Annotated in this window: 17 protein-coding genes; 12 read left to right on the top strand and 5 right to left on the bottom strand. The window is 58.3% G+C overall.

Going from position 1 to position 19,455, the window contains the following annotated elements; translation table 11 throughout:
• Positions 1 to 564: inositol-1-monophosphatase (gene suhB, locus DEO48_RS13825; RefSeq protein ID WP_109845504.1), on the bottom strand; the 564-nt coding region annotated here is incomplete at its 3' end.
• A gap of 131 nt (positions 565 to 695) precedes the next feature.
• On the opposite strand from suhB, the gene trmJ reads away from it, so the two are divergent.
• From trmJ to sseB, 11 genes are all read left to right on the top strand, one after another.
• Positions 696 to 1,421, top strand: coding sequence for a tRNA (cytosine(32)/uridine(32)-2'-O)-methyltransferase TrmJ (gene trmJ / locus DEO48_RS13820; protein ID WP_029741152.1), 726 nt, complete (start codon positions 696 to 698; stop codon positions 1,419 to 1,421).
• 220 nt (positions 1,422 to 1,641) lie between these two features.
• The gene (iscR, locus tag DEO48_RS13815) at positions 1,642 to 2,133 is read left to right on the top strand and encodes a Fe-S cluster assembly transcriptional regulator IscR (protein WP_023308826.1); all 492 of its coding nucleotides are present in this window, start codon (positions 1,642 to 1,644) and stop codon (positions 2,131 to 2,133) included.
• A gap of 117 nt (positions 2,134 to 2,250) precedes the next feature.
• Entirely contained in the window at positions 2,251 to 3,465 is a 1,215-nt protein-coding gene (gene iscS / locus DEO48_RS13810) for a cysteine desulfurase (protein ID WP_008502157.1), read from the top strand.
• A gap of 24 nt (positions 3,466 to 3,489) precedes the next feature.
• Entirely contained in the window at positions 3,490 to 3,876 is a 387-nt protein-coding gene (iscU, locus tag DEO48_RS13805; protein ID WP_003860661.1) for a Fe-S cluster assembly scaffold IscU, read from the top strand.
• 13 nt (positions 3,877 to 3,889) lie between these two features.
• Positions 3,890 to 4,213: an iron-sulfur cluster assembly protein IscA gene (gene iscA / locus DEO48_RS13800; RefSeq protein WP_003860659.1), complete on the top strand. Its 324-nt coding sequence runs from the start codon at positions 3,890 to 3,892 to the stop codon at positions 4,211 to 4,213.
• Positions 4,214 to 4,293: 80 nt separating this feature from the next.
• Positions 4,294 to 4,809 carry a co-chaperone HscB gene (hscB, locus tag DEO48_RS13795; protein WP_048976602.1) on the top strand — a complete coding sequence of 172 codons (516 nt, stop codon included), beginning with the start codon at positions 4,294 to 4,296 and terminating at the stop codon, positions 4,807 to 4,809.
• A gap of 14 nt (positions 4,810 to 4,823) precedes the next feature.
• Complete coding sequence (hscA, locus tag DEO48_RS13790; RefSeq protein WP_109845503.1) at positions 4,824 to 6,674, top strand: Fe-S protein assembly chaperone HscA; 1,851 nt, start codon at positions 4,824 to 4,826, stop codon at positions 6,672 to 6,674.
• Between the two features lies 1 nt (position 6,675).
• Complete coding sequence (gene fdx / locus DEO48_RS13785) at positions 6,676 to 7,011, top strand: ISC system 2Fe-2S type ferredoxin (RefSeq protein ID WP_003860652.1); 336 nt, start codon at positions 6,676 to 6,678, stop codon at positions 7,009 to 7,011.
• A 1-nt stretch (position 7,012) separates the two neighbouring features.
• Entirely contained in the window at positions 7,013 to 7,213 is a 201-nt protein-coding gene (gene iscX / locus DEO48_RS13780) for a Fe-S cluster assembly protein IscX (protein WP_003860650.1), read from the top strand.
• A gap of 180 nt (positions 7,214 to 7,393) precedes the next feature.
• The gene (gene pepB, locus DEO48_RS13775) at positions 7,394 to 8,680 is read left to right on the top strand and encodes an aminopeptidase PepB (RefSeq protein WP_109845502.1); all 1,287 of its coding nucleotides are present in this window, start codon (positions 7,394 to 7,396) and stop codon (positions 8,678 to 8,680) included.
• A gap of 108 nt (positions 8,681 to 8,788) precedes the next feature.
• Positions 8,789 to 9,565 carry an enhanced serine sensitivity protein SseB gene (gene sseB / locus DEO48_RS13770; RefSeq protein ID WP_109845501.1) on the top strand — a complete coding sequence of 259 codons (777 nt, stop codon included), beginning with the start codon at positions 8,789 to 8,791 and terminating at the stop codon, positions 9,563 to 9,565.
• Between the two features lie 17 nt (positions 9,566 to 9,582).
• On the opposite strand, the gene DEO48_RS13765 is transcribed toward sseB, so the two are convergent.
• The 4 genes from DEO48_RS13765 to DEO48_RS13750 all read right to left on the bottom strand — a co-directional run bounded on the left by DEO48_RS13765 (position 9,583) and on the right by DEO48_RS13750 (position 14,216).
• Positions 9,583 to 10,353: a MurR/RpiR family transcriptional regulator gene (locus DEO48_RS13765; RefSeq protein WP_109845500.1), complete on the bottom strand. Its 771-nt coding sequence runs from the start codon at positions 10,351 to 10,353 to the stop codon at positions 9,583 to 9,585.
• Positions 10,353 to 11,201: a 3-mercaptopyruvate sulfurtransferase gene (sseA, locus tag DEO48_RS13760; protein ID WP_109845499.1), complete on the bottom strand. Its 849-nt coding sequence runs from the start codon at positions 11,199 to 11,201 to the stop codon at positions 10,353 to 10,355. The genes DEO48_RS13765 and sseA overlap by 1 nt, the downstream gene beginning before the upstream one ends.
• A 90-nt stretch (positions 11,202 to 11,291) precedes the next feature.
• The gene (locus DEO48_RS13755; protein WP_109845498.1) at positions 11,292 to 12,659 is read right to left on the bottom strand and encodes a 6-phospho-alpha-glucosidase; all 1,368 of its coding nucleotides are present in this window, start codon (positions 12,657 to 12,659) and stop codon (positions 11,292 to 11,294) included.
• A 12-nt stretch (positions 12,660 to 12,671) separates the two neighbouring features.
• A complete protein-coding gene (locus tag DEO48_RS13750) occupies positions 12,672 to 14,216 on the bottom strand; it encodes a PTS transporter subunit EIIC (RefSeq protein ID WP_059446143.1) in 1,545 nt (514 codons plus the stop codon).
• A gap of 286 nt (positions 14,217 to 14,502) precedes the next feature.
• Between DEO48_RS13750 and DEO48_RS13745 the strand changes: the two genes are divergently transcribed.
• The gene (locus DEO48_RS13745) at positions 14,503 to 19,455 is read left to right on the top strand and encodes an alpha-2-macroglobulin (RefSeq protein WP_109845497.1); all 4,953 of its coding nucleotides are present in this window, start codon (positions 14,503 to 14,505) and stop codon (positions 19,453 to 19,455) included.

The following is a 19,455-nucleotide window of genomic DNA, read 5'->3' as shown; positions in this document are numbered from 1 at the left end:
GGCAGAACCGGTGCGGCGGAAGTCAGCGCATTCGGTAAACAGTTTGCCCAGGATATTCATATAGGTGGTCGCGTGCTGTTTCGCCTTGAACGGAAAACCGGTCGCCAGGATGGTGCCGTCCAGATCGCGTGCGTTGCTGCAGCGCAGACGGTAGCCGTTCAGCTGTGCGCCCTGACCGCGGGTAGCGGTGAACAGTTCATTACGCATTGGATCGTAAACAACGGCGACTTCAGTACGGCCTTTAATGCGTACTGCGATAGACACAGAGAAGTGTGGCAGGCGTTTAACAAAGTTGGTGGTGCCATCCAGTGGATCGATAACCCATTGAACATCCTGATCGGTACCTTCATGTTCACCGCTTTCTTCGGTGATGATGGTGTGCTGCGGGTAAGATTTGCGGATCGTTTCGATAATAATCGCTTCTGCGGCTTTATCGACGTTAGTCACGAAATCATTGCTGCCTTTCTGGCTGGTTTCTACGGAGTCTGGCGTTTCGTAGTGTTTGGCAATTACATTACCCGCCTTGCGCGCTGCGCGCACGGCGATGGTCAGCATCGGATGCATCGGTCTCTCTCACTGGATGTTAAAGAACAGGAAAATCGGCGCAGAGTATAGCAGTGGGATCGGATTATGTCTCCCGTTTATGATAATATGCCGGAATATTCTTCAGACGCTGAATTCAGACATTAAAAATTATGCTGCAAAACATTCGAATCGTGCTGGTCGAAACATCGCACACCGGCAACATGGGCTCCGTTGCCCGCGCTATGAAAACCATGGGCTTAACGAACCTGTGGCTGGTTAATCCGCTGGTGAAACCTGACTCGCAGGCTATCGCCCTGGCGGCCGGTGCCAGCGACGTGATCGGCAACGCCCAGATCGTCGATACCCTTGACGAAGCGCTGGCCGGCTGCAGCCTTGTTGTTGGCACCAGCGCACGTTCACGCACGCTGCCGTGGCCGATGCTGGACCCGCGCGAATGCGGCCTGAAAAGCGTCTCAGAAGCGGAGCAGGCGCCGGTTGCGCTGGTGTTTGGCCGCGAGCGCGTTGGCCTGACCAACGACGAGCTGCAGAAGTGTCATTATCACGTCGCCATTGCGGCAAACCCGGAGTACAGCTCGCTGAACCTGGCGATGGCGGTGCAGGTTATCGCCTATGAGGTGCGTATGGCGTGGCTGGCGACGCAGGAGAAACCGGTCGAACAGAAAGAAGAGACGGCCTACCCGCTGGTGGACGATCTTGAGCGCTTCTACGGCCACCTGGAGCAGACGCTGCTCTCAACCGGCTTTATTCGTGAAGGCCACCCGGGCCAGGTGATGAACAAGCTGCGCCGTATGTTTACCCGCGCTCGCCCGGAAAGCCAGGAGCTGAACATCCTGCGCGGGATTTTGGCGTCGATTGAGCAGAAGAATAAAGAGTAGTGCCGGTTTGTTTTCTCCCTCTCCCCGTGGGAGAGGGCCGGGGTCAGGGCATCAGGCCGCACCCAGGTAAAACGGCACGGAAGGTTAAATACCTGACTAAAACAGTCAAGTAAATAGTTGACCATTTTAGTCAGGAATGTCAGACTTGGCCCTGCTATGCAATACCCCCATTTTACAATAAAAAACCCCGGGCAGGGGCGAGTTTGAGGTTAAGTAAGACATGAGACTGACATCTAAAGGGCGTTATGCCGTGACCGCGATGCTGGACGTTGCGCTCAACTCCGAAGCGGGCCCGGTTCCGTTGGCTGATATTTCTGAACGACAAGGGATCTCCCTCTCTTACCTGGAACAGCTGTTCTCCAGACTGCGTAAAAATGGACTGGTTTCCAGCGTTCGTGGCCCAGGCGGCGGTTATCTGCTGGGTAAAGACGCGGGCAGTATTGCAGTTGGTGAAGTGATTAGCGCAGTTGACGAATCCGTTGACGCGACCCGTTGCCAGGGTAAAGGCGGCTGCCAGGGCGGCGATAAATGCCTGACCCACGCGCTGTGGCGCGATCTGAGCGACCGTCTCACCGGCTTCCTGAACAACATCACCCTGGGTGAACTGGTCAATAACCAGGAAGTTCTGGATGTCTCTGGTCGTCAGCACGGTCAGGATTCCCAACGCAGCACCCGCGCGCAGGACGCTATCGACGTCAAACTGCGCGCGTAATAAAACGATAAAGATTTCAGAATCAGGCCGGGGCGGTCACGCCCCGCGTACTCGGTCGTACATCCAGCCGGTTGCCTGATTCCTTGCATTGAAGCGATGTACGGAGTTTAAAGAGCAATGAAATTACCGATTTATCTCGATTACTCCGCAACCACGCCGGTGGACCCGCGTGTTGCCGAGAAAATGATGCAGTGTCTGACCCTGGACGGAAACTTTGGTAACCCAGCTTCCCGTTCACACCGTTTTGGCTGGCATGCTGAAGAGGCGGTTGATATCGCCCGTAATCAGATTGCCGACCTGGTGGGTGCCGACCCGCGTGAGATTGTATTCACCTCCGGTGCGACCGAATCCGACAACCTGGCGATCAAAGGTGCAGCCAACTTTTATCAGAAAAAAGGCAAGCACATCATCACCAGCAAAACCGAACACAAAGCCGTGCTGGATACCTGCCGCCAGCTGGAGCGTGAAGGGTACGAAGTGACTTACCTGGCGCCACAGAGCAACGGGATCATCGACCTGAAAGAGCTTGAAGCGGCCATGCGTGATGACACCATTCTGGTTTCCATCATGCACGTCAACAACGAAATCGGCGTCGTTCAGGACATCGCAACCATCGGCGAAATGTGCCGCGCGCGCGGTATCATCTATCACGTTGACGCGACCCAGAGCGTGGGCAAACTGCCTATCGATCTGAGCCAGCTGAAAGTGGACCTGATGTCCTTCTCCGGCCACAAAATTTATGGCCCGAAAGGGATCGGCGCGCTGTACGTTCGTCGTAAACCGCGTATCCGCATCGAAGCACAGATGCACGGCGGCGGTCACGAGCGCGGCATGCGTTCCGGCACTCTGCCTGTTCACCAGATCGTGGGCATGGGCGAAGCGTACCGCATTGCAAAAGAAGAGATGGAAACCGAGATGGCGCGCCTGCGTACGCTGCGTAACCGTCTGTGGGACGGCGTGAAAGATATGGAAGAAGTGTATCTGAACGGCGATCTCGAGCAGGGCGCACCGAACATCCTCAACGTCAGCTTCAACTATGTTGAAGGCGAATCGCTGATCATGGCGCTGAAAGACCTGGCCGTTTCTTCCGGTTCTGCCTGTACGTCTGCAAGCCTGGAGCCATCCTACGTGCTGCGCGCGCTGGGCATGACCGACGAGCTGGCACACAGCTCTATCCGTTTCTCTTTAGGTCGTTTCACTACCGAAGAAGAGATTGACTACACCATCAAGCTGGTTCGCAACTCCATCGGCCGTCTGCGCGACCTTTCTCCACTGTGGGAAATGTTCAAGCAGGGCGTGGATCTGAACAGCATTGAATGGTCACATCACTAATCGGTACATAAGGAGAATTCAATCATGGCATACAGCGAAAAAGTCATCGATCATTACGAGAACCCGCGCAACGTTGGCTCATTTGACAACAGCGACGAATCTGTCGGTAGCGGCATGGTTGGCGCACCGGCGTGTGGCGACGTGATGAAGTTGCAGATTAAAGTCAACAATGAAGGTATCATTGAAGACGCGCGCTTCAAGACCTACGGCTGCGGTTCTGCTATCGCGTCCAGCTCCCTGGTCACCGAATGGGTGAAGGGCAAGTCCCTGGACGAAGCACAGGCAATCAAGAACACCGATATTGCTGAAGAACTCGAACTGCCACCGGTGAAAATTCACTGTTCAATTCTGGCAGAAGACGCGATCAAAGCCGCCATTGCGGACTATAAAAGCAAACGTGAAGCAAAATAATTGAGGTTTGAGTATGTCGATTACCCTTAGCGACAGCGCTGCCGCGCGAGTAAGCTCTTTTCTGGCGAACCGTGGTAAAGGCTTTGGCCTGCGACTGGGCGTACGTACCTCCGGCTGTTCTGGTATGGCTTACGTACTGGAGTTTGTTGACGAGCCGGCGTCTGACGACACCGTGTTTGAAGACAAGGGCGTGAAGGTGGTGGTCGATGGCAAAAGCCTGCAATTCCTCAACGGCACTCAGCTGGACTTCGTTAAAGAAGGCCTGAACGAAGGGTTCAAATTCACGAACCCGAACGTCAAAGACGAGTGTGGTTGCGGCGAAAGCTTCCACGTTTAACCGCGCGTCATCCGAAACCCCACCGTGGCGTTACACGCTACGCGTGGGGTTTGTTCTAACAGGCTACCCCTGAGATTGTTATGGATTACTTCACTCTCTTCGGACTACCCGCTCAATACCCGATTGATCTCCAGGCGCTGACGATCCGTTTTCAGGATCTTCAGCGTCAGTATCATCCGGATAAATTCGCCAGTGGTACTCAGGCAGAACAGCTGGCTGCGGTATCGCACTCTGCGACCATCAACCAGGCCTGGCAGACGCTGCGCCATCCGCTGGCGCGTGCAGAATATCTGCTCTCGCTCCACGGTTTCGATCTGGCGAGCGAACAGCATACCGTGCGCGACACCGCGTTTCTGATGGAACAGCTGGAGCTTCGCGAAGAGCTGGATGAGATTGAACAGGCCAAAGACGAAGCGCGTCTGGAAAGCTTCATCACGCGCGTGAAGGGCATGTTCGATACCCGCCATCAGCAGATGGTGGAGCAACTGAACAACGAGACCTGGGACGCGGCGGCAGACACTGTGCGCAAACTCCGTTTTCTCGATAAACTGCGAAGCAGTGCTGAACAACTCGAAGAAAAGCTGCTCGATTTTTAATTTCGGAAGCAATTATGGCCTTATTACAAATTAGTGAGCCTGGCTTAAGTGCCGCACCGCACCAGCGTCGTCTGGCGGTGGGTATCGATCTGGGCACCACCAATTCCCTCGTGGCGACCGTGCGCAGCGGCCAGGCGGAAACGCTGGCCGACGAGCAGGGCCGCCATCTGCTGCCTTCCGTGGTCCACTACCAGCAGCAGGGTCACGCGGTCGGCTATGACGCCCGCGCCAACGCCGCGCGCGATCCGGCCAACACCATCAGCTCCGTAAAGCGCATGATGGGCCGCTCGCTGGCCGATATTCAGACCCGCTATCCGCATCTGCCGTATCAGCTGCAGGCCAGTGAAAACGGCCTGCCGATGATTGCGACCGCGGCCGGTCTGCTGAACCCGATTCGCGTTTCCTCCGACATCCTCAAAGCGCTGGCCGCGCGCGCTACGGCGACGCTCGGCGGCGATCTGGACGGCGTAGTCATCACCGTTCCGGCCTATTTTGACGATGCACAGCGTCAGGGCACCAAAGACGCTGCGCGTCTGGCGGGCCTGCACGTGCTGCGCCTGCTGAACGAACCGACGGCGGCGGCGATTGCCTACGGCCTCGACTCCGGTCAGGAAGGGGTCATTGCGGTTTACGATCTCGGCGGCGGTACCTTTGATATCTCGATCCTGCGCTTAAGCCGCGGGGTATTTGAAGTGCTGGCGACCGGCGGGGATTCCGCACTGGGCGGCGATGACTTCGACCATCTGCTGGCGGATTACATTCGCGAGCAGGCGGGCATCAGCGATCGCAGCGATGCGCGCGTGCAGCGTGAACTGCTGGATGCGGCCATCGACGCTAAAATCGCCCTGAGCGATGCGCAGACGGTTACCGTAAACGTTGCGGGCTGGCAGGGTGAGATCGCCCGCGACCAGTTCAGCGATCTGATTGCCCCGCTGGTGAAACGCACCCTGCTGGCCTGCCGTCGTGCACTGAAAGATGCGGGCGTTGAGGCGAACGAAGTGCTGGAAGTGGTCATGGTCGGCGGTTCGACCCGCGTGCCGTTGGTGCGCGAGAGCGTGGGCGAATTCTTTGGCCGCACGCCGCTGACCTCCATCGACCCGGACAAAGTGGTTGCCGTGGGCGCCGCAATCCAGGCTGATATTCTGGTCGGCAACAAGCCGGACAGCGAAATGCTGCTGCTGGACGTCATCCCGCTGTCGCTCGGGTTAGAAACCATGGGCGGCCTGGTAGAGAAAGTGATCCCGCGTAACACCACTATTCCGGTGGCGCGCGCGCAGGAGTTCACGACCTTCAAAGACGGTCAGACCGCGATGTCCATCCACGTGATGCAGGGCGAACGCGAGCTAGTGCAGGACTGCCGCTCTCTGGCGCGCTTTGCGCTACGCGGCATCCCGGCGCTGCCTGCGGGCGGGGCGCATATTCGCGTCACTTTCCAGGTGGATGCCGACGGTCTGCTGAGCGTCACGGCGATGGAAAAATCCACCGGCGTGGAATCGTCCATTCAGGTGAAGCCGTCCTACGGCCTGACCGATGGCGAAATCGCCTCCATGATTCAGGACTCAATGAGCTACGCCGAGCAGGATGTGAAGGCGCGTATGCTGGCTGAACAGAAAGTTGAAGCCGCCCGCGTGCTGGAGAGCCTGAACGGCGCGCTCGCTGCCGATGCCGCGCTGTTAAGCGCCGCTGAGCGCCAGGTGATTGACGACGCTGCCGCGCATTTAAGCGCAGTAGCAGAAGGTAATGACGCTGACGCAATAGAAGAAGCCATTAAAAACGTTGATAAACAAACCCAGGACTTTGCTGCTCGCCGCATGGACAAATCTGTCCGCGTCGCGCTGAAAGGCCAGTCCGTGGACGAGGTTTAATATGCCAAAGATTGTTATTTTGCCTCATGCGGACCTCTGTCCGGATGGCGCTGTTCTGGAAGCGAAGACCGGTGAAACCATTCTCGATGTTGCCCTGCGTGCAGGTATCGAAGTGGAACACGCCTGTGAAAAATCCTGTGCCTGCACCACCTGCCACTGCATCGTGCGTGAAGGTTTTGACTCTCTCGCCGAGAGCACCGAAGACGAAGACGACATGCTGGATAAAGCATGGGGTCTGGAGCCTGACAGCCGCCTGAGCTGCCAGGCCGCAGTGACCGATGAAGATCTGGTCGTGGAATTCCCACGCTACACCATCAACCACGCACGCGAGCATTGATATGGGACTGAAGTGGACAGACAGCCGTGAAATCGGCGAAGCGCTCTACGACGCGAACCCGGATCTCGATCCTAAGACCGTAAGATTCACCGACATGCATCAGTGGATCTGTGATTTAGAGGATTTCGACGACGATCCAAACGCATCCAATGAAAAAATTCTGGAGGCGATTCTGTTAGTCTGGTTAGATGAAGCAGAATAATTTCCACGTCATGCTTCACGTTGCCGATGCGTTGGCTGCGCTTGTTCACCCCGGTCACAGAGTTATCTCTGCTCCCGGGGATTCACTCGCTTGCCGCCTTCCTGCAACGCGAATCATTTAGTGGAAAGAGACTCTATGGGCTGCCTTCAGGCGGCCCGTTTGCTAATAAGGATAAATAAAATGACCGAAGCGATGAAGATTACGCTCTCTACGCAGCCAGCCGATGCGCGCTGGGGCGAGAAAGCCACCTACAGCATCAACAACGACGGCATTACCCTGCACCTGACGGGCAACGATGATTTGGGCCTGATCCAGCGCGCCGCGCGTAAAATTGACGGCCTGGGCATTAAGCATGTGTCCCTGGAAGGCGAAGGCTGGGACACCGACCGCAGCTGGGCATTCTGGGCTGGCTACAAAGGGCCGAAAGGCACCCGCAAAATTGAGTGGGCAAACCTTGACGCTGCCGGTCAAAAAGAGCTGGAAAGCCGCCTGCAAATCATCGACTGGGTGCGTGACACCATCAACGCCCCGGCGGAAGAGCTTGGTCCTGAGCAGCTGGCGCAGCGCGCGGTTGACCTGCTGTGCGGCGTGGCGGGCGACAAGATGTCCTACCGCATTACCAAAGGTGAAGATCTGCGCGAGCAGAATTACATGGGCATCCACACCGTGGGTCGTGGTTCTGAGCGTCCTCCGGTCCTGCTGGCGCTGGATTACAACCCAACCGGCGATAAAGCGGCGCCGGTCTTTGCCTGCCTGGTGGGTAAAGGTATCACCTTCGATACCGGCGGCTACAGCCTGAAGCAGAGCGCGTTCATGGACTCCATGAAGTCCGACATGGGCGGCGCGGCAACTATCACCGGCGCGCTGGCGTTCGCCATCACCCGCGGTCTGAACAAGCGCGTGAAGCTGTATCTGTGCTGCGCGGACAACATGGTGAGCGGTAACGCCTTCAAGCTGGGCGACATCATTCGCTATCGCAACGGCAAAAACGTCGAAGTGATGAACACCGACGCCGAAGGCCGCCTGGTGCTGGCCGATGGCCTGATCGACGCGTCTGCGCAGAAGCCAGAGCTGATTATTGACATGGCGACCCTGACCGGCGCGGCAAAAACCGCTCTGGGCAACGACTACCACGCGCTGTTCAGCTTTGACGACAAGCTGGCCGCTCGCCTGCTGGCAAGCGCCGCTGCCGAAAACGAACCGTTCTGGCGTCTGCCGCTGGCCGAGTTCCACCGCAGCCAGCTGCCGTCCAACTTTGCCGAGCTGAACAACACCGCGAGCGCGGCGTACCCTGCGGGTGCAAGCACGGCGGCAGGCTTCCTGTCCCACTTCGTTGATAATTATCACGAAGGCTGGCTGCACATCGACTGCTCGGCAACCTACCGTAAAGCGGCGGTTGAGCAGTGGTCCGCTGGCGCGACCGGTCTGGGCGTGCGTACCGTGGCGAACCTGCTGACGGCTGAGTAATCTTTATTGCCCTCACCCTAACCCTCTCCCAAGGGGAGAGGGCATGGTTTGCTCCCTCTCCCTTGAGGGAGGGCCGGGGTGAGGGGAAATGCATCATCTGGAATTGTTATGTCCGAAACCAAAAACGAATTAGAAACCCTGCTGGAGCAGGCGGCGACCGAGCCCGCCCACCGTCCGGCATTTTTCCGCACGCTGCTGGAATCCACCGTCTGGGTGCCGGGCACCGCGGCGGAAGGTGAGCAGGTTGTAGAAGACAGCGCGCTGGATCTGCTGCACTGGGAGAAAGACGACGGCACGTCGGTGATCCCGTTCTTTACCTCGCTGGAAGCCCTGCAGGAAGCGGTAGAAGACGAACAGGCGTTCGTGGTGATGCCGGTGCGTACCCTGTTCGAAATGACGCTGGGCCAGACGCTGTTCCTTAACGCGAAGCTGCCGACCGGGAAAGAGTTTACGCCGCGTGAAATCAGCCATCTGTTAGGTGAAGAGGGCAACCCGCTCAGCACCCAGGAAGTGCTGGAAGGGGGCGAAACGCTGCTGCTGTCTGAAGTGGCCGAGCCGCCCGCGCAGATGATTGATTCCCTGACGACGCTGTTCAAAACCCTGAAACCGGTTAGACGCGCGTTTCTCTGCTCCATTAAAGAGCGTGCGGACGAGCAGCCGGTGCTGCTGATTGGTATTGAGGCGGACGGCGATATCGACGACATCATTCAGGCGGCGGGAAGCGTGGCGACCGACACGCTGCCGGGCGACGAGCCGATTGATATCTGCCAGGTGAAGAACGGCGAGAAGGGCATCAGCCACTTTATTACCGAGCACATCACCCCGTTCTACGAGCGTCGCTGGGGCGGCTTCCTGCGCGATCTCAAAACCAACCGCATCATCTGATTACGGCGGGGTGAATATCACCCCGTTGCTTCCAGCAGCAGTAAATCCATCAGCAGCACCAGATTCGACTCAAACGACGTCACCCCCGCGGCTTCGGCGGCGAAGTGTACCGCTTCGTCATAGAGGGCAAAATGCACGTCCGCCATCCCCGCCAGCGTATTGGCCGAGGCGCGGGTAAACGCGACAATCGTCATACCGACGTTTTTGGCAATCCGCGCTTTATCCAGCACCTGCTCCGTTTCGCCGCTGCGCGAGACGGCAATAAACACCTGATAGCGTGAGGCGTTGCTGAGGAAAATATTCCGGCTGTCTCCCGGCCCGGAAATAAACGCCGTTTTGCCCAGCACCTGCAGCTTCTTGGTCAGGTACTCCGCAAACAGATAGGAAAACCCGGCCCCGTAGAGAAAGAAGCTTTCTTTCTGGCGCAGCAGGTCGGCAAACTGCTGGCGCTTCTCCTGCGTGACCCACTGGAAGGTGTGCTGATAGTTGGCGATAAACTGATTAAACAGCACCGGGAGTTCTGGAAGGGAGGGCGCCTGGGCGGCAATATGCGGCGTGTCGGAGAGCAGCTGCTTGCAGTGCCAGATAAACTCGCTGAAGCCGCTAAACCCCAGCTTCTGACACAGCCGCATGATGGTGGCGGTAGAAACAAACGTCGCCTGCGCCAGCTCGCGAACCGTGATGTTGCCCACCAGCAGCGGGTGCTCCGTGAGGTGGGCGAGGACGCGATACTCCGCGCGGGTCAGCGACGCCCCGCGCGTTAACAGCGTGACCAGGCGGTTATCCATTATTTCGCGGGTTCGACAGGCAGATCGTCCCGCGCACCCCATTCGCTCCAGGCACCGTCGTAAAGCGTGACGTCGTTTACGCCAAGCGTGGCGAGCGCCAGGATCACCACGCAGGCCGTTACGCCGGAGCCGCAGCTGGCAATAATCGGACGGTGTAAATCAACGCCGGCACGGTCAAAAATGGCGCGCAGTTCGTCGGTGGTTTTCAGCTCTCCCTCAAACACCAGATCGCCCCACGGCACGTTCAGCGCCCCCGGAATATGCCCCCGCTTCAGCCCTGGACGCGGTTCATCCGCTTCGGCATTGAAGCGCGGAGCAGGACGGGCATCGACGATTTGCGCCGTTTTTTCATGGCTCACGACCAGCACGTCGGTCAGGCGTTTTACCACGTGCGCGTCGAACGTGGCATCGAATTCGCCTTCCGGCAGCGTCACGTCGCCCTGCTGGAGCGGCAGCTCGTCGCGCTTCCAGCCCGCCAGCCCGCCCGCCAGAATAGAGACTTTTTCCACACCGAAGTTTTTCAGCATCCACCACGCGCGCGGTGCGGAGAAGAGGTTACCTTCATCATAAACAACGAGGTGTTTGTCTTTGCTTACGCCCAGCTCGCGCATCGCCACGGAAAACGCTTCCGGGCGCGGCAGCATGTGCGGCAGGGGAGAGTTGCGATCGGAGAGGGCTTCGATATCAAAAAATACCGCGCCAGGCAGATGTCCGGCACGGTATTCCGCGACCATATCGCGAAGGTGTTCCTGCCCGGCCGGGGCCATACGCGCGTCAATAATCTGAACTTCCGGATCGTCACCGTGCTCAATCAGCCAGTCGGCGGCGACAAAATATGAGGTGGACATGGGTTGCCTCCATTCTTTTCCGTAAAAAAGGATTGTCGGTGTTTTTTCTGACACCGACAAGCAAACCACGTTCAACTCGCGAGCAAGCCCCTATTTTTTCACCGGTTCGCCGTCCTGCCAGGCTTTTTGCAGCGCTGGCCAGTAGTCGCGGTTGGCCTCGATCATCTCATCCAGAATCGCTTTCGCGTGCTCCATGGTCGGCACGGTGCGGTTGAGGGTAAACGCCTGCAGGGCTTTCTCATAGCAGCCCTCGATGGTCGCCTCCACCAGCAGCTGTTCAGAAGCGAGCTGCTGTTGCAAAAGGGTCTGATGGAACAGCGGCACCTGACCGACGCGAATCGGTTCTGGCCCTTCGGAGGTGATATAAGCGGGCACTTCCACCACCGCATCGTAAGGCAGGTTGGTAATCGCGCCGCGGTTCTCCACCATCACCAGATGGCGGCTCCGCAGGTTAAAGGCCAGCGAGCAGGCAACATCGACGATAAACTCGCCGTGAACGCCCACGTGGAAGGCATCCGGCAGGATCCCGGTGCGCTTGTATTCTTCAGCTGCGGCGAACAGCTTTTTCTCGCGCCCGTCCATGACTTCATTGGCGCGGGTATAGTCCGGGTTCTGATGCTCCACAATCTGGTTCGGCATCAGGTAGTACTGCAGGTACGGGTTCGGCAGATACTCCGGGAAGTTGTCCATGATTGGCTTAATGTTGCGCCAGGTTTTTACCCACGAAGGATCCGAGTGCTGCGGGTCGGTTTTGGCCGCATCTTCCGTCAGCAGGCCAAACTTCGCGATATGTTTACGCAGCTCGGGAAGCTTGTCTTCGCCGTCCACCAGCACGCGGGTAAACCAGCCGAAGTGGTTCAGGCCGAAGTAGTCCACCTCCAGCCTGCGGCGATCGACACCCAGAATCGCCCCCATATTGCGCATCGCGGCCACCGGCATATCGCAGATGTTAAGAACCCGCGCGTCCGGACGCAGCCGGCGCACGCCCTCCGCGACGATCGCCGCCGGGTTGGAGTAGTTCACGATCCAGGCTTTTTCGTGCGCGTAGCGATCGACCAGATCGATAAGCTCCACCATTGGCAGGATCGTGCGCAGCCCGTACGCCAGGCCGCCGGGCCCGCACGTTTCCTGCCCGACCACGCCGTGGCGCAGCGGGATCTTCTCATCCTGCTCGCGCATCTTGTACTGGCCGACGCGCATCTGGGCGAAGACGAAATGCGCGTCGCTGAACGCCACTTCCGGGTCACTGGTAACGGTGAACTTGATGCTCTGGCTGTGGTCGCGAATGACCTTTTCGACGACGGGCGCAATGGTGTTCTGGCGCGCCTCGTCGATGTCATAAAGGCGGATTTCAGCCAGCGGGAAATCCTGCAGGCGCACCATCAGGCTTTTCACAATGCCCGGCGTGTAGGTGCTACCGCCGCCGGCAATCGACAGAATGAATGGGGGTATAAACATCTTTAGCTCCTTTCAGAGAAACGTCTCAACGGCTTCTCGCATTTTTTTGACGTGCAGCCCGTAGACCACCTGAACGTTGTTACCTTGTTTGATAATCCCTTTCGCGCCGGTCGCCTTGAGCCTCGGCTCGTCGATAATGGCGACGTCCTTCACCGTGACGCGTAAGCGGGTGTAGCAGTTGTCCACCACCTCGATGTTTTCCCTACCGCCCAGACCCGTCACGATGGATTCGCCCAGCCCGTCATTATTGCCCTTCGCCTGGTACTCCTGCTTGCTGTAGAGGCGCGTCTCCCGATCGTCATCCTCACGGCCCGGCGTTTTCATGTTGAAGCGCAGGATCAGGAAGCGGAACACCACGAAGTAGAGGGCAAACATGATCAGCCCGACCACGATGTACATCGGCCAGTTGGACTTCTCCGTGCCAAGCGGCAGGTTGTAGAGGATGAAGTCGATAATCCCGTTGGCGCCGATGGCGTGAACGCCCAGCAGCGAGAACAGCATCATGCCGATGCCGGTCAGCACCGCATGCACCACGAACAGCAGCGGAGCGACGAACAGGAAGGAGAACTCAATCGGCTCGGTTACGCCGACCAGCAGCGAGGTCAGCGCCGCCGGGATCAGAATGGCTTTCGCAATGGCTTTACGCTCCGGCTTTGCGGTCATATACATCGCCAGCGCGGCGGCTGGCAGGCCGAACATCTTGCTGATGCCGCGCGCGTCCCACACCACGGTGCTGCTGAGCTGCTTCACGTCCGGGCAGGCCATCTCGGCGAAGTAGATATTGCGCGCGCCCTGATAGGTTGCGCCGCACACTTCCTGCGTGCCGCCCAGCTCGGTATAGAGGAACGGGGTATAAACCAGATGATGCAGGCCGGTGGGGACCAGAATACGTTCCAGGAAACCGTAGATTGCCACGCCAAACGGCCCGGAGCCTTTGATGGCCAGCGCCAGGGCGCTAATGCCGTGCTGGGCAAACGGCCACAGTTCACTCATCACCACGCCGAGCAGCATGGAGACGGGAAGCATGACGATGGCGACAAAACAGTGGCCGGAGTAAATCGCCATTGCGCCATTAAACTGTACGCCGGAGTATTTGTTGTACAGATATCCGGAGAGCGCCCCGGTCAGGATCCCGGCAAAAACGCCCATCTCCAGCACCTGCACGCCCAGCACCATGGTCTGTCCGGCCGCTTTCATCTGGGCAACTGGCGCCAGCGCGCCCTGCAGCTGCAGCGTGACGTTCATGGCGTTGATGAACACGATAAAGGTGACCAGGCCAATCAGCGCGGCATAGCCTTTATCACGCGTCGCCAGACCAATCGGGATACCGACGGCAAACACCAGCGCCAGGTTAACCAGCACCGACACGGCAGATTTCGCGATAAGCTGACCAGTATGCTGAATCAGAGGATGTCCAAGAAACGGCAGGTACTCGGCGAGATTACCGTTACCCAGCACGTTACCAAAGGCGATAAACAGACCGACGATCGGTAAGATAAGTACCGGTCCGTACAATGATTTTCCGAAATTTTGTAGGGCGTTCACGGCTCGTTTCATGGCTTTCTCTCTTTTTGAACCGCGCACTCGGGGTGCGTCATGGTCATAAAACTAGCAGCCTTCAGGCGAGCTTAGCCAGCTATCTTCTTGTTTTAAAAACAAATGACTTGAAAGGTAACATGTGACGTTATGTGCTGTGATCGCGGTTCCATCACGGCGTAGCGACGTGATGCCATTCTGCGAGACGCTTTCCAGATTTTAAAATTGGCCTTTTTGAATTAATGAAACTTGCGGATAATACTTATCCGGACGACGACCAACAGGCTCCATGGGCCAGGGATAAAGGATGAAACCGTTTCGCTTAGCCGCGCTCTCTCTTGCGCTGCTTACCACGTTTACGCTTGTCGGCTGTGATAACAGCGACAATAAACCCCAGGCTGCGGCTCCCGCGGCATCCATCGCATCCACACCGAAAGCCGCGGAAAAGCCCAATGCTGACACGCTGGCTAAACTGGCTGCCCAGAGTCAGGGAAAAGCGCTGACGTTGCTGGATACCTCTGAAGTTCAGCTCGACGGTGCCGCCACGCTGGTGCTGACCTTTTCTGTTCCGCTAAATCCCGATCAGGATTTCGCCAAAACGGTGCATGTCGTGGATAAGAAAAGCGGCAAGGTTGACGGGGCGTGGGAACTTGCGCCTAACCTGAAAGAGCTTCGACTGCGCCATCTGGAACCTAACCGTAACCTGGTCGTCACCGTTGAACGTGACCTGCAGGCGCTGAACAAGGCGACGTTTGGCATTGATTATGAAAAAGCCCTGACCACCCGGGACATTGAACCGACCGTTGGTTTTGCCAGCCGCGGCTCGCTGCTGCCGGGTAAGGTGGTGGAAGGTCTGCCGGTGATGGCGCTCAACGTCAACAATGTCGATGTCAACTTTTACCGCGTGAAGCCGGAATCGCTGGCCTCCCTTGTCAGCCAGTGGGAGTACCGTAACTCGCTGACCAACTGGGAATCCGATAACCTGCTGAAGATGGCGGAGCTGGTTTACACCGGTCGATTCGATCTTAATCCGGCGCGCAATACGCGCGAAAAATTGCTGTTGCCCCTGAAGGATATTAAACCGCTCCAGCAGTCTGGCGTTTACATCGCGGTCATGAACCAGGCGGGGCACTACAACTACAGCAACGCCGCAACGCTCTTTACCTTAAGCGATATTGGTCTGTCCGCTCACCGTTACCATAACCGCCTGGATATTTTCACTCAGAGTCTGGAAAACGGTGCGGCGCAGTCCGGCGTGACCGTCACGCTGCTGAACGACAAAGGCCAGACTCTCGCTGAGGCGAAGAGCGACGCTGACGGTCATGCGAAGCTTGAAACGGACAAAGAAGCCGCGCTAATTCTGGCGAGCAAAGACGGCCAGACCACGCTGCTTGACCTCAAGCTTCCGGCGCTGGATCTGGCGGAGTTCGATATTGCCGGTAGCCCCGGCTACAGCAAGCAATTCTTCATGTTTGGCCCGCGCGATCTCTATCGTCCGGGTGAAACGGTGATCCTCAACGGCTTACTGCGCGACAGTGACGGTAAGCCGCTTCCCGATCAGCCCGTGAAGCTTGACGTGCTGCGCCCGGATGGACAGGTCGCGCGTACGATTGTCGTCAAGCCAGAGAATGGGCTCTATCGCTTTAACTATCCGCTGGACAGCGGAGCGCAGACCGGTATGTGGCATATCCGTGCCAACACGGGCGATAACCTGCAGCGCCTGTGGGACTTCCACGTCGAAGACTTCATGCCCGAGCGTATGGCATTGAACCTGAGCGGACAAAAATCGCCGCTATCACCGCAGGATAACGTCGACTTTAACGTGGTGGGCTATTACCTGTATGGCGCACCGGCCAACGGTAATTCTCTGCAGGGCCAGCTTTTCCTGCGTCCGCTGCGTGACGCGGTGGCTGCGCTGCCGGGCTTCCAGTTTGGCGATATCGCTGAGGAGAACCTGAGCCGCAGTCTGGATGAAGTGCAGCTTACGCTTGATGAGCAGGGGCGTGGGCAGGTTTCTACCGAAAGCCAGTGGAAAGAAGTGCACTCTCCGCTGCAGCTGATCCTGCAGGCCAGCCTGCTGGAGTCGGGCGGTCGTCCGGTGACGCGTCGCGCTGAGCAGGCAATCTGGCCTGCGGCTGAGCTGCCGGGTATCCGCCCTCAGTTCGCCAGTAAAGCCGTTTACGACTACCGAACCGATACCACCGTCAACCAGCCGATTGTCGACGAGAACGGCAATGCCAGCTTCGACATCGTTTACGCCGATGCCAGCGGCGCGAAAAAAGCGGTGTCCGGTTTGCAGGTTCGTCTCATTCGCGAGCGCCGTGACTACTTCTGGAACTGGTCTGAGAGCGAAGGCTGGCAGTCGCAGTTCGATCAGAAAGACCTGGTCGAAGGCGAGCAGGAGCTGACTCTCAAGGCTGACGAGACGGGTAAAGTCACCTTCCCGGTGGAGTGGGGCTCATACCGTCTGGAAGTTAAAGCGCCTGATGAGATGGTCAGCAGCGTGCGCTTCTGGGCAGGCTACAGCTGGCAGGATAACAGCGACGGCACCGGGGCCGCTCGGCCTGACCGTGTGACGCTTAAAATGGATAAGCCAGCCTATCAGCCAGGCGATACCATTAACCTGCACATTGCAGCGCCGGCAGCAGGTAAGGGCTATGCGATGATCGAGTCCAGCGAAGGGCCGCTGTGGTGGAAAGAGATCGACGTACCGGCAAACGGGCTTGATCTCGCTATCCCGGTCGACAAAGCCTGGAAGCGTCACGATCTCTATCTGAGCACGCTGGTGGTGCGTCCTGGTGATAAATCCAAATCCGCCACGCCGAAACGCGCGGTCGGCCTGCTGCATCTGCCGATGGGCGATGAAAATCGCCGTCTGAACATTGCGATCGATAACCCGCAGAAAATGCGTCCAAACCAGACGCTCTCAGTGAAGGTGAAAGCCAGCGTGAAAGAGGGGGCGGTGCCGCAGAAAGTGAACGTGCTTGTATCTGCGGTGGACAGCGGCGTGCTGAATATTACCGATTACGTTACGCCCGATCCGTGGCAGGCTTTCTTCGGCCAGAAGCGCTATGGCGCGGACATTTACGATATCTATGGCCAGGTCATCGAAGGGCAGGGCCGCCTGGCCGCGCTGCGCTTTGGTGGTGACGGTGATGAGCTTAAGCGCGGCGGTAAGCCGCCGGTGAACCACGTCACCATTATTGCCCAGCAGGCACAGCCGGTCACGCTGGATGCCAACGGAGAAGGCACGGTTGCGCTGCCAATAGGAGACTTCAACGGTGAGCTGCGTCTGATGGCGCAGGCCTGGACGGAGGACGATTTCGGCAGCAGTGAAAGCAAGGTTGTGGTGGCCGCGCCGGTCATTGCCGAGCTTAATACGCCGCGCTTCCTGGCAAGCGGGGATACCTCGCGGCTGACGCTGGATATCACTAACCTCACCGACCAGCCGCAAACGCTGAACGTCGCCCTGACCGCGACAGGAAAACTGTCGCTGGAAGGCGGGCAGCCGCAGCCGATTCAGCTGTCTCCTGGCGCACGCAACACCCTGTTTATTCCGGTGCGTGCGCTGGACGGTTATGGTGACGGTGAAGTGATCGCTCAGGTGACCGGCCTGCAGCTCCCGGGTGAGACCTTCGCCCCGCAGCAGAAGAGCTGGAAAATCGGCGTGCGTCCGGCATTCCCGGCGCAGACGGTGAATACCGGTGCCATGCTGAATCCCGGCGAGTCCTGGACCGCACCGGCGCAGCATAGTAACGGTTTCTCTCCTGCTACCCTGCAGGGACAGCTGCTGCTGAGCGGCAAACCACCGCTTAACCTGGCGCGCTATATTCGCGAACTGCAGGCGTATCCGTATGGCTGCCTGGAACAGACCACCAGTGGCCTGTTCCCGTCGCTCTACACCAACGCGGCGCAGCTGACTGCACTTGGCATCAAAGGCGACACCGATGATAAGCGCCGTGCGGCGATTGATATTGGCATCTCTCGCCTGCTGCAGATGCAGCGTGAGGACGGTGGTTTTGCGCTATGGGATAAAAACGGCCCGGAAGAGTACTGGCTGACGGCCTACGTGACCGACTTCCTGGTGCGCGCGGGCGAGCAGGGCTACAGCGTGCCTGCCGATGCGGTGAATAATGCCAATAACCGCCTGCTGCGCTACCTGCAGGATCCGGGAATGATGTCCATTCGCTACAGCGATGATACTCAGGCCAGCAAGTTCGCCGTGCAGGCCTATGCCGCGCTGGTGCTGGCACGTCAGCAAAAAGCGCCGCTGGGCGCGCTGCGTGAAATCTGGGATCGCCACGAGCAGGCGGCTTCCGGGTTGCCGCTGATGCAGCTGGGCATGGCGCTCAAACTGATGGGCGATGCACCGCGCAGCCAGCAGGCGCTGGACCTGGCACTCAAAACGCCGCGTAACGACAGCAAAACCTGGATGGCCGATTACGGCAGCCAGCTTCGCGATAACGCTCTGATGCTCTCCCTGCTGGAGGAGTACAAGCTGCTGCCGGATGCGCAGAATACGCTGCTGAATGCTCTGTCTGAACAGGCCTTCAGCCAGCGCTGGCTGTCAACGCAGGAGAGCAATGCGCTGTTCCTGGCCGGACGTTCGCTACAAACCTTGTCCGGTACATGGCAGGCGAAAACCTCTCTGTCTGAGACCGCATCTGGCGGCGATAAGTCACTGGTACAAAACGTGAGCGGCGACCAGCTTGGTGCGCTGCAGGTGACCAATACAGGGACAACACCGCTGTGGGTGCGTCTGGACAGCACCGGCTATCCGGAATACGCGCCTCAGCCGAGCGCGAACGTGCTGCAGGTTGAACGTCATATACTGGCAACCGACGGCAGCACTAAATCACTCTCTACCCTGAAGAGCGGTGAGCTGGTGCTGGTGTGGCTGGAAGTTAAAGCCAGCCAGAACGTGCCGGATGCGCTGGTGGTGGATCTCCTCCCTGCGGGTCTGGAGCTGGAAAACCAGAACCTGGCAAGCAGCAGCGCCAGCCTGCAGGACAGCGGTAGCGAAGTACAGAACCTGCTCAGCCAGATGCAGCAGGCGGACATTCAGCATATGGAATTCCGCGACGACCGCTTTGTGGCCGCCGTGCCGGTAAATGAAGGTCAGCCAGTCACGCTGGTCTATCTGGCGCGCGCCGTGACGCCGGGAACCTATCAGGTGCCGGTCCCGATGGTGGAGTCTATGTACGTTCCGCAGTGGCGGGCAACGGGGGCGGCCAGCGGCCCGCTGATTGTTGTTCCGTAA

This window comes from Enterobacter sp. CGMCC 5087 (assembly GCF_003144775.1).
Lineage (GTDB): Bacteria > Pseudomonadota > Gammaproteobacteria > Enterobacterales > Enterobacteriaceae > Enterobacter > Enterobacter cloacae_M.
The sequence above is the reverse complement of the archived record's forward strand: the minus strand, read 5'-3'. Positions and strand labels throughout refer to the sequence as shown.

Bases quoted from the DNA above. Each gene is read 5' to 3' on its own strand.
- trmJ (WP_029741152.1), top strand. From the start codon at position 696: ATGCTGCAAAACATTCGAATCGTGCTGGTCGAAACATCGCACACCGGC.
- iscR (WP_023308826.1), top strand. From the start codon at position 1,642: ATGAGACTGACATCTAAAGGGCGTTATGCCGTGACCGCGATGCTGGAC.
- iscS (WP_008502157.1), top strand. From the start codon at position 2,251: ATGAAATTACCGATTTATCTCGATTACTCCGCAACCACGCCGGTGGAC.
- iscU (WP_003860661.1), top strand. From the start codon at position 3,490: ATGGCATACAGCGAAAAAGTCATCGATCATTACGAGAACCCGCGCAAC.
- iscA (WP_003860659.1), top strand. From the start codon at position 3,890: ATGTCGATTACCCTTAGCGACAGCGCTGCCGCGCGAGTAAGCTCTTTT.
- hscB (WP_048976602.1), top strand. From the start codon at position 4,294: ATGGATTACTTCACTCTCTTCGGACTACCCGCTCAATACCCGATTGAT.
- hscA (WP_109845503.1), top strand. From the start codon at position 4,824: ATGGCCTTATTACAAATTAGTGAGCCTGGCTTAAGTGCCGCACCGCAC.
- fdx (WP_003860652.1), top strand. From the start codon at position 6,676: ATGCCAAAGATTGTTATTTTGCCTCATGCGGACCTCTGTCCGGATGGC.
- iscX (WP_003860650.1), top strand. From the start codon at position 7,013: ATGGGACTGAAGTGGACAGACAGCCGTGAAATCGGCGAAGCGCTCTAC.
- pepB (WP_109845502.1), top strand. From the start codon at position 7,394: ATGACCGAAGCGATGAAGATTACGCTCTCTACGCAGCCAGCCGATGCG.
- sseB (WP_109845501.1), top strand. From the start codon at position 8,789: ATGTCCGAAACCAAAAACGAATTAGAAACCCTGCTGGAGCAGGCGGCG.
- DEO48_RS13765 (WP_109845500.1), bottom strand. From the start codon at position 10,353: ATGGATAACCGCCTGGTCACGCTGTTAACGCGCGGGGCGTCGCTGACC.
- sseA (WP_109845499.1), bottom strand. From the start codon at position 11,201: ATGTCCACCTCATATTTTGTCGCCGCCGACTGGCTGATTGAGCACGGT.
- DEO48_RS13755 (WP_109845498.1), bottom strand. From the start codon at position 12,659: ATGTTTATACCCCCATTCATTCTGTCGATTGCCGGCGGCGGTAGCACC.
- DEO48_RS13750 (WP_059446143.1), bottom strand. From the start codon at position 14,216: ATGAAACGAGCCGTGAACGCCCTACAAAATTTCGGAAAATCATTGTAC.
- DEO48_RS13745 (WP_109845497.1), top strand. From the start codon at position 14,503: ATGAAACCGTTTCGCTTAGCCGCGCTCTCTCTTGCGCTGCTTACCACG.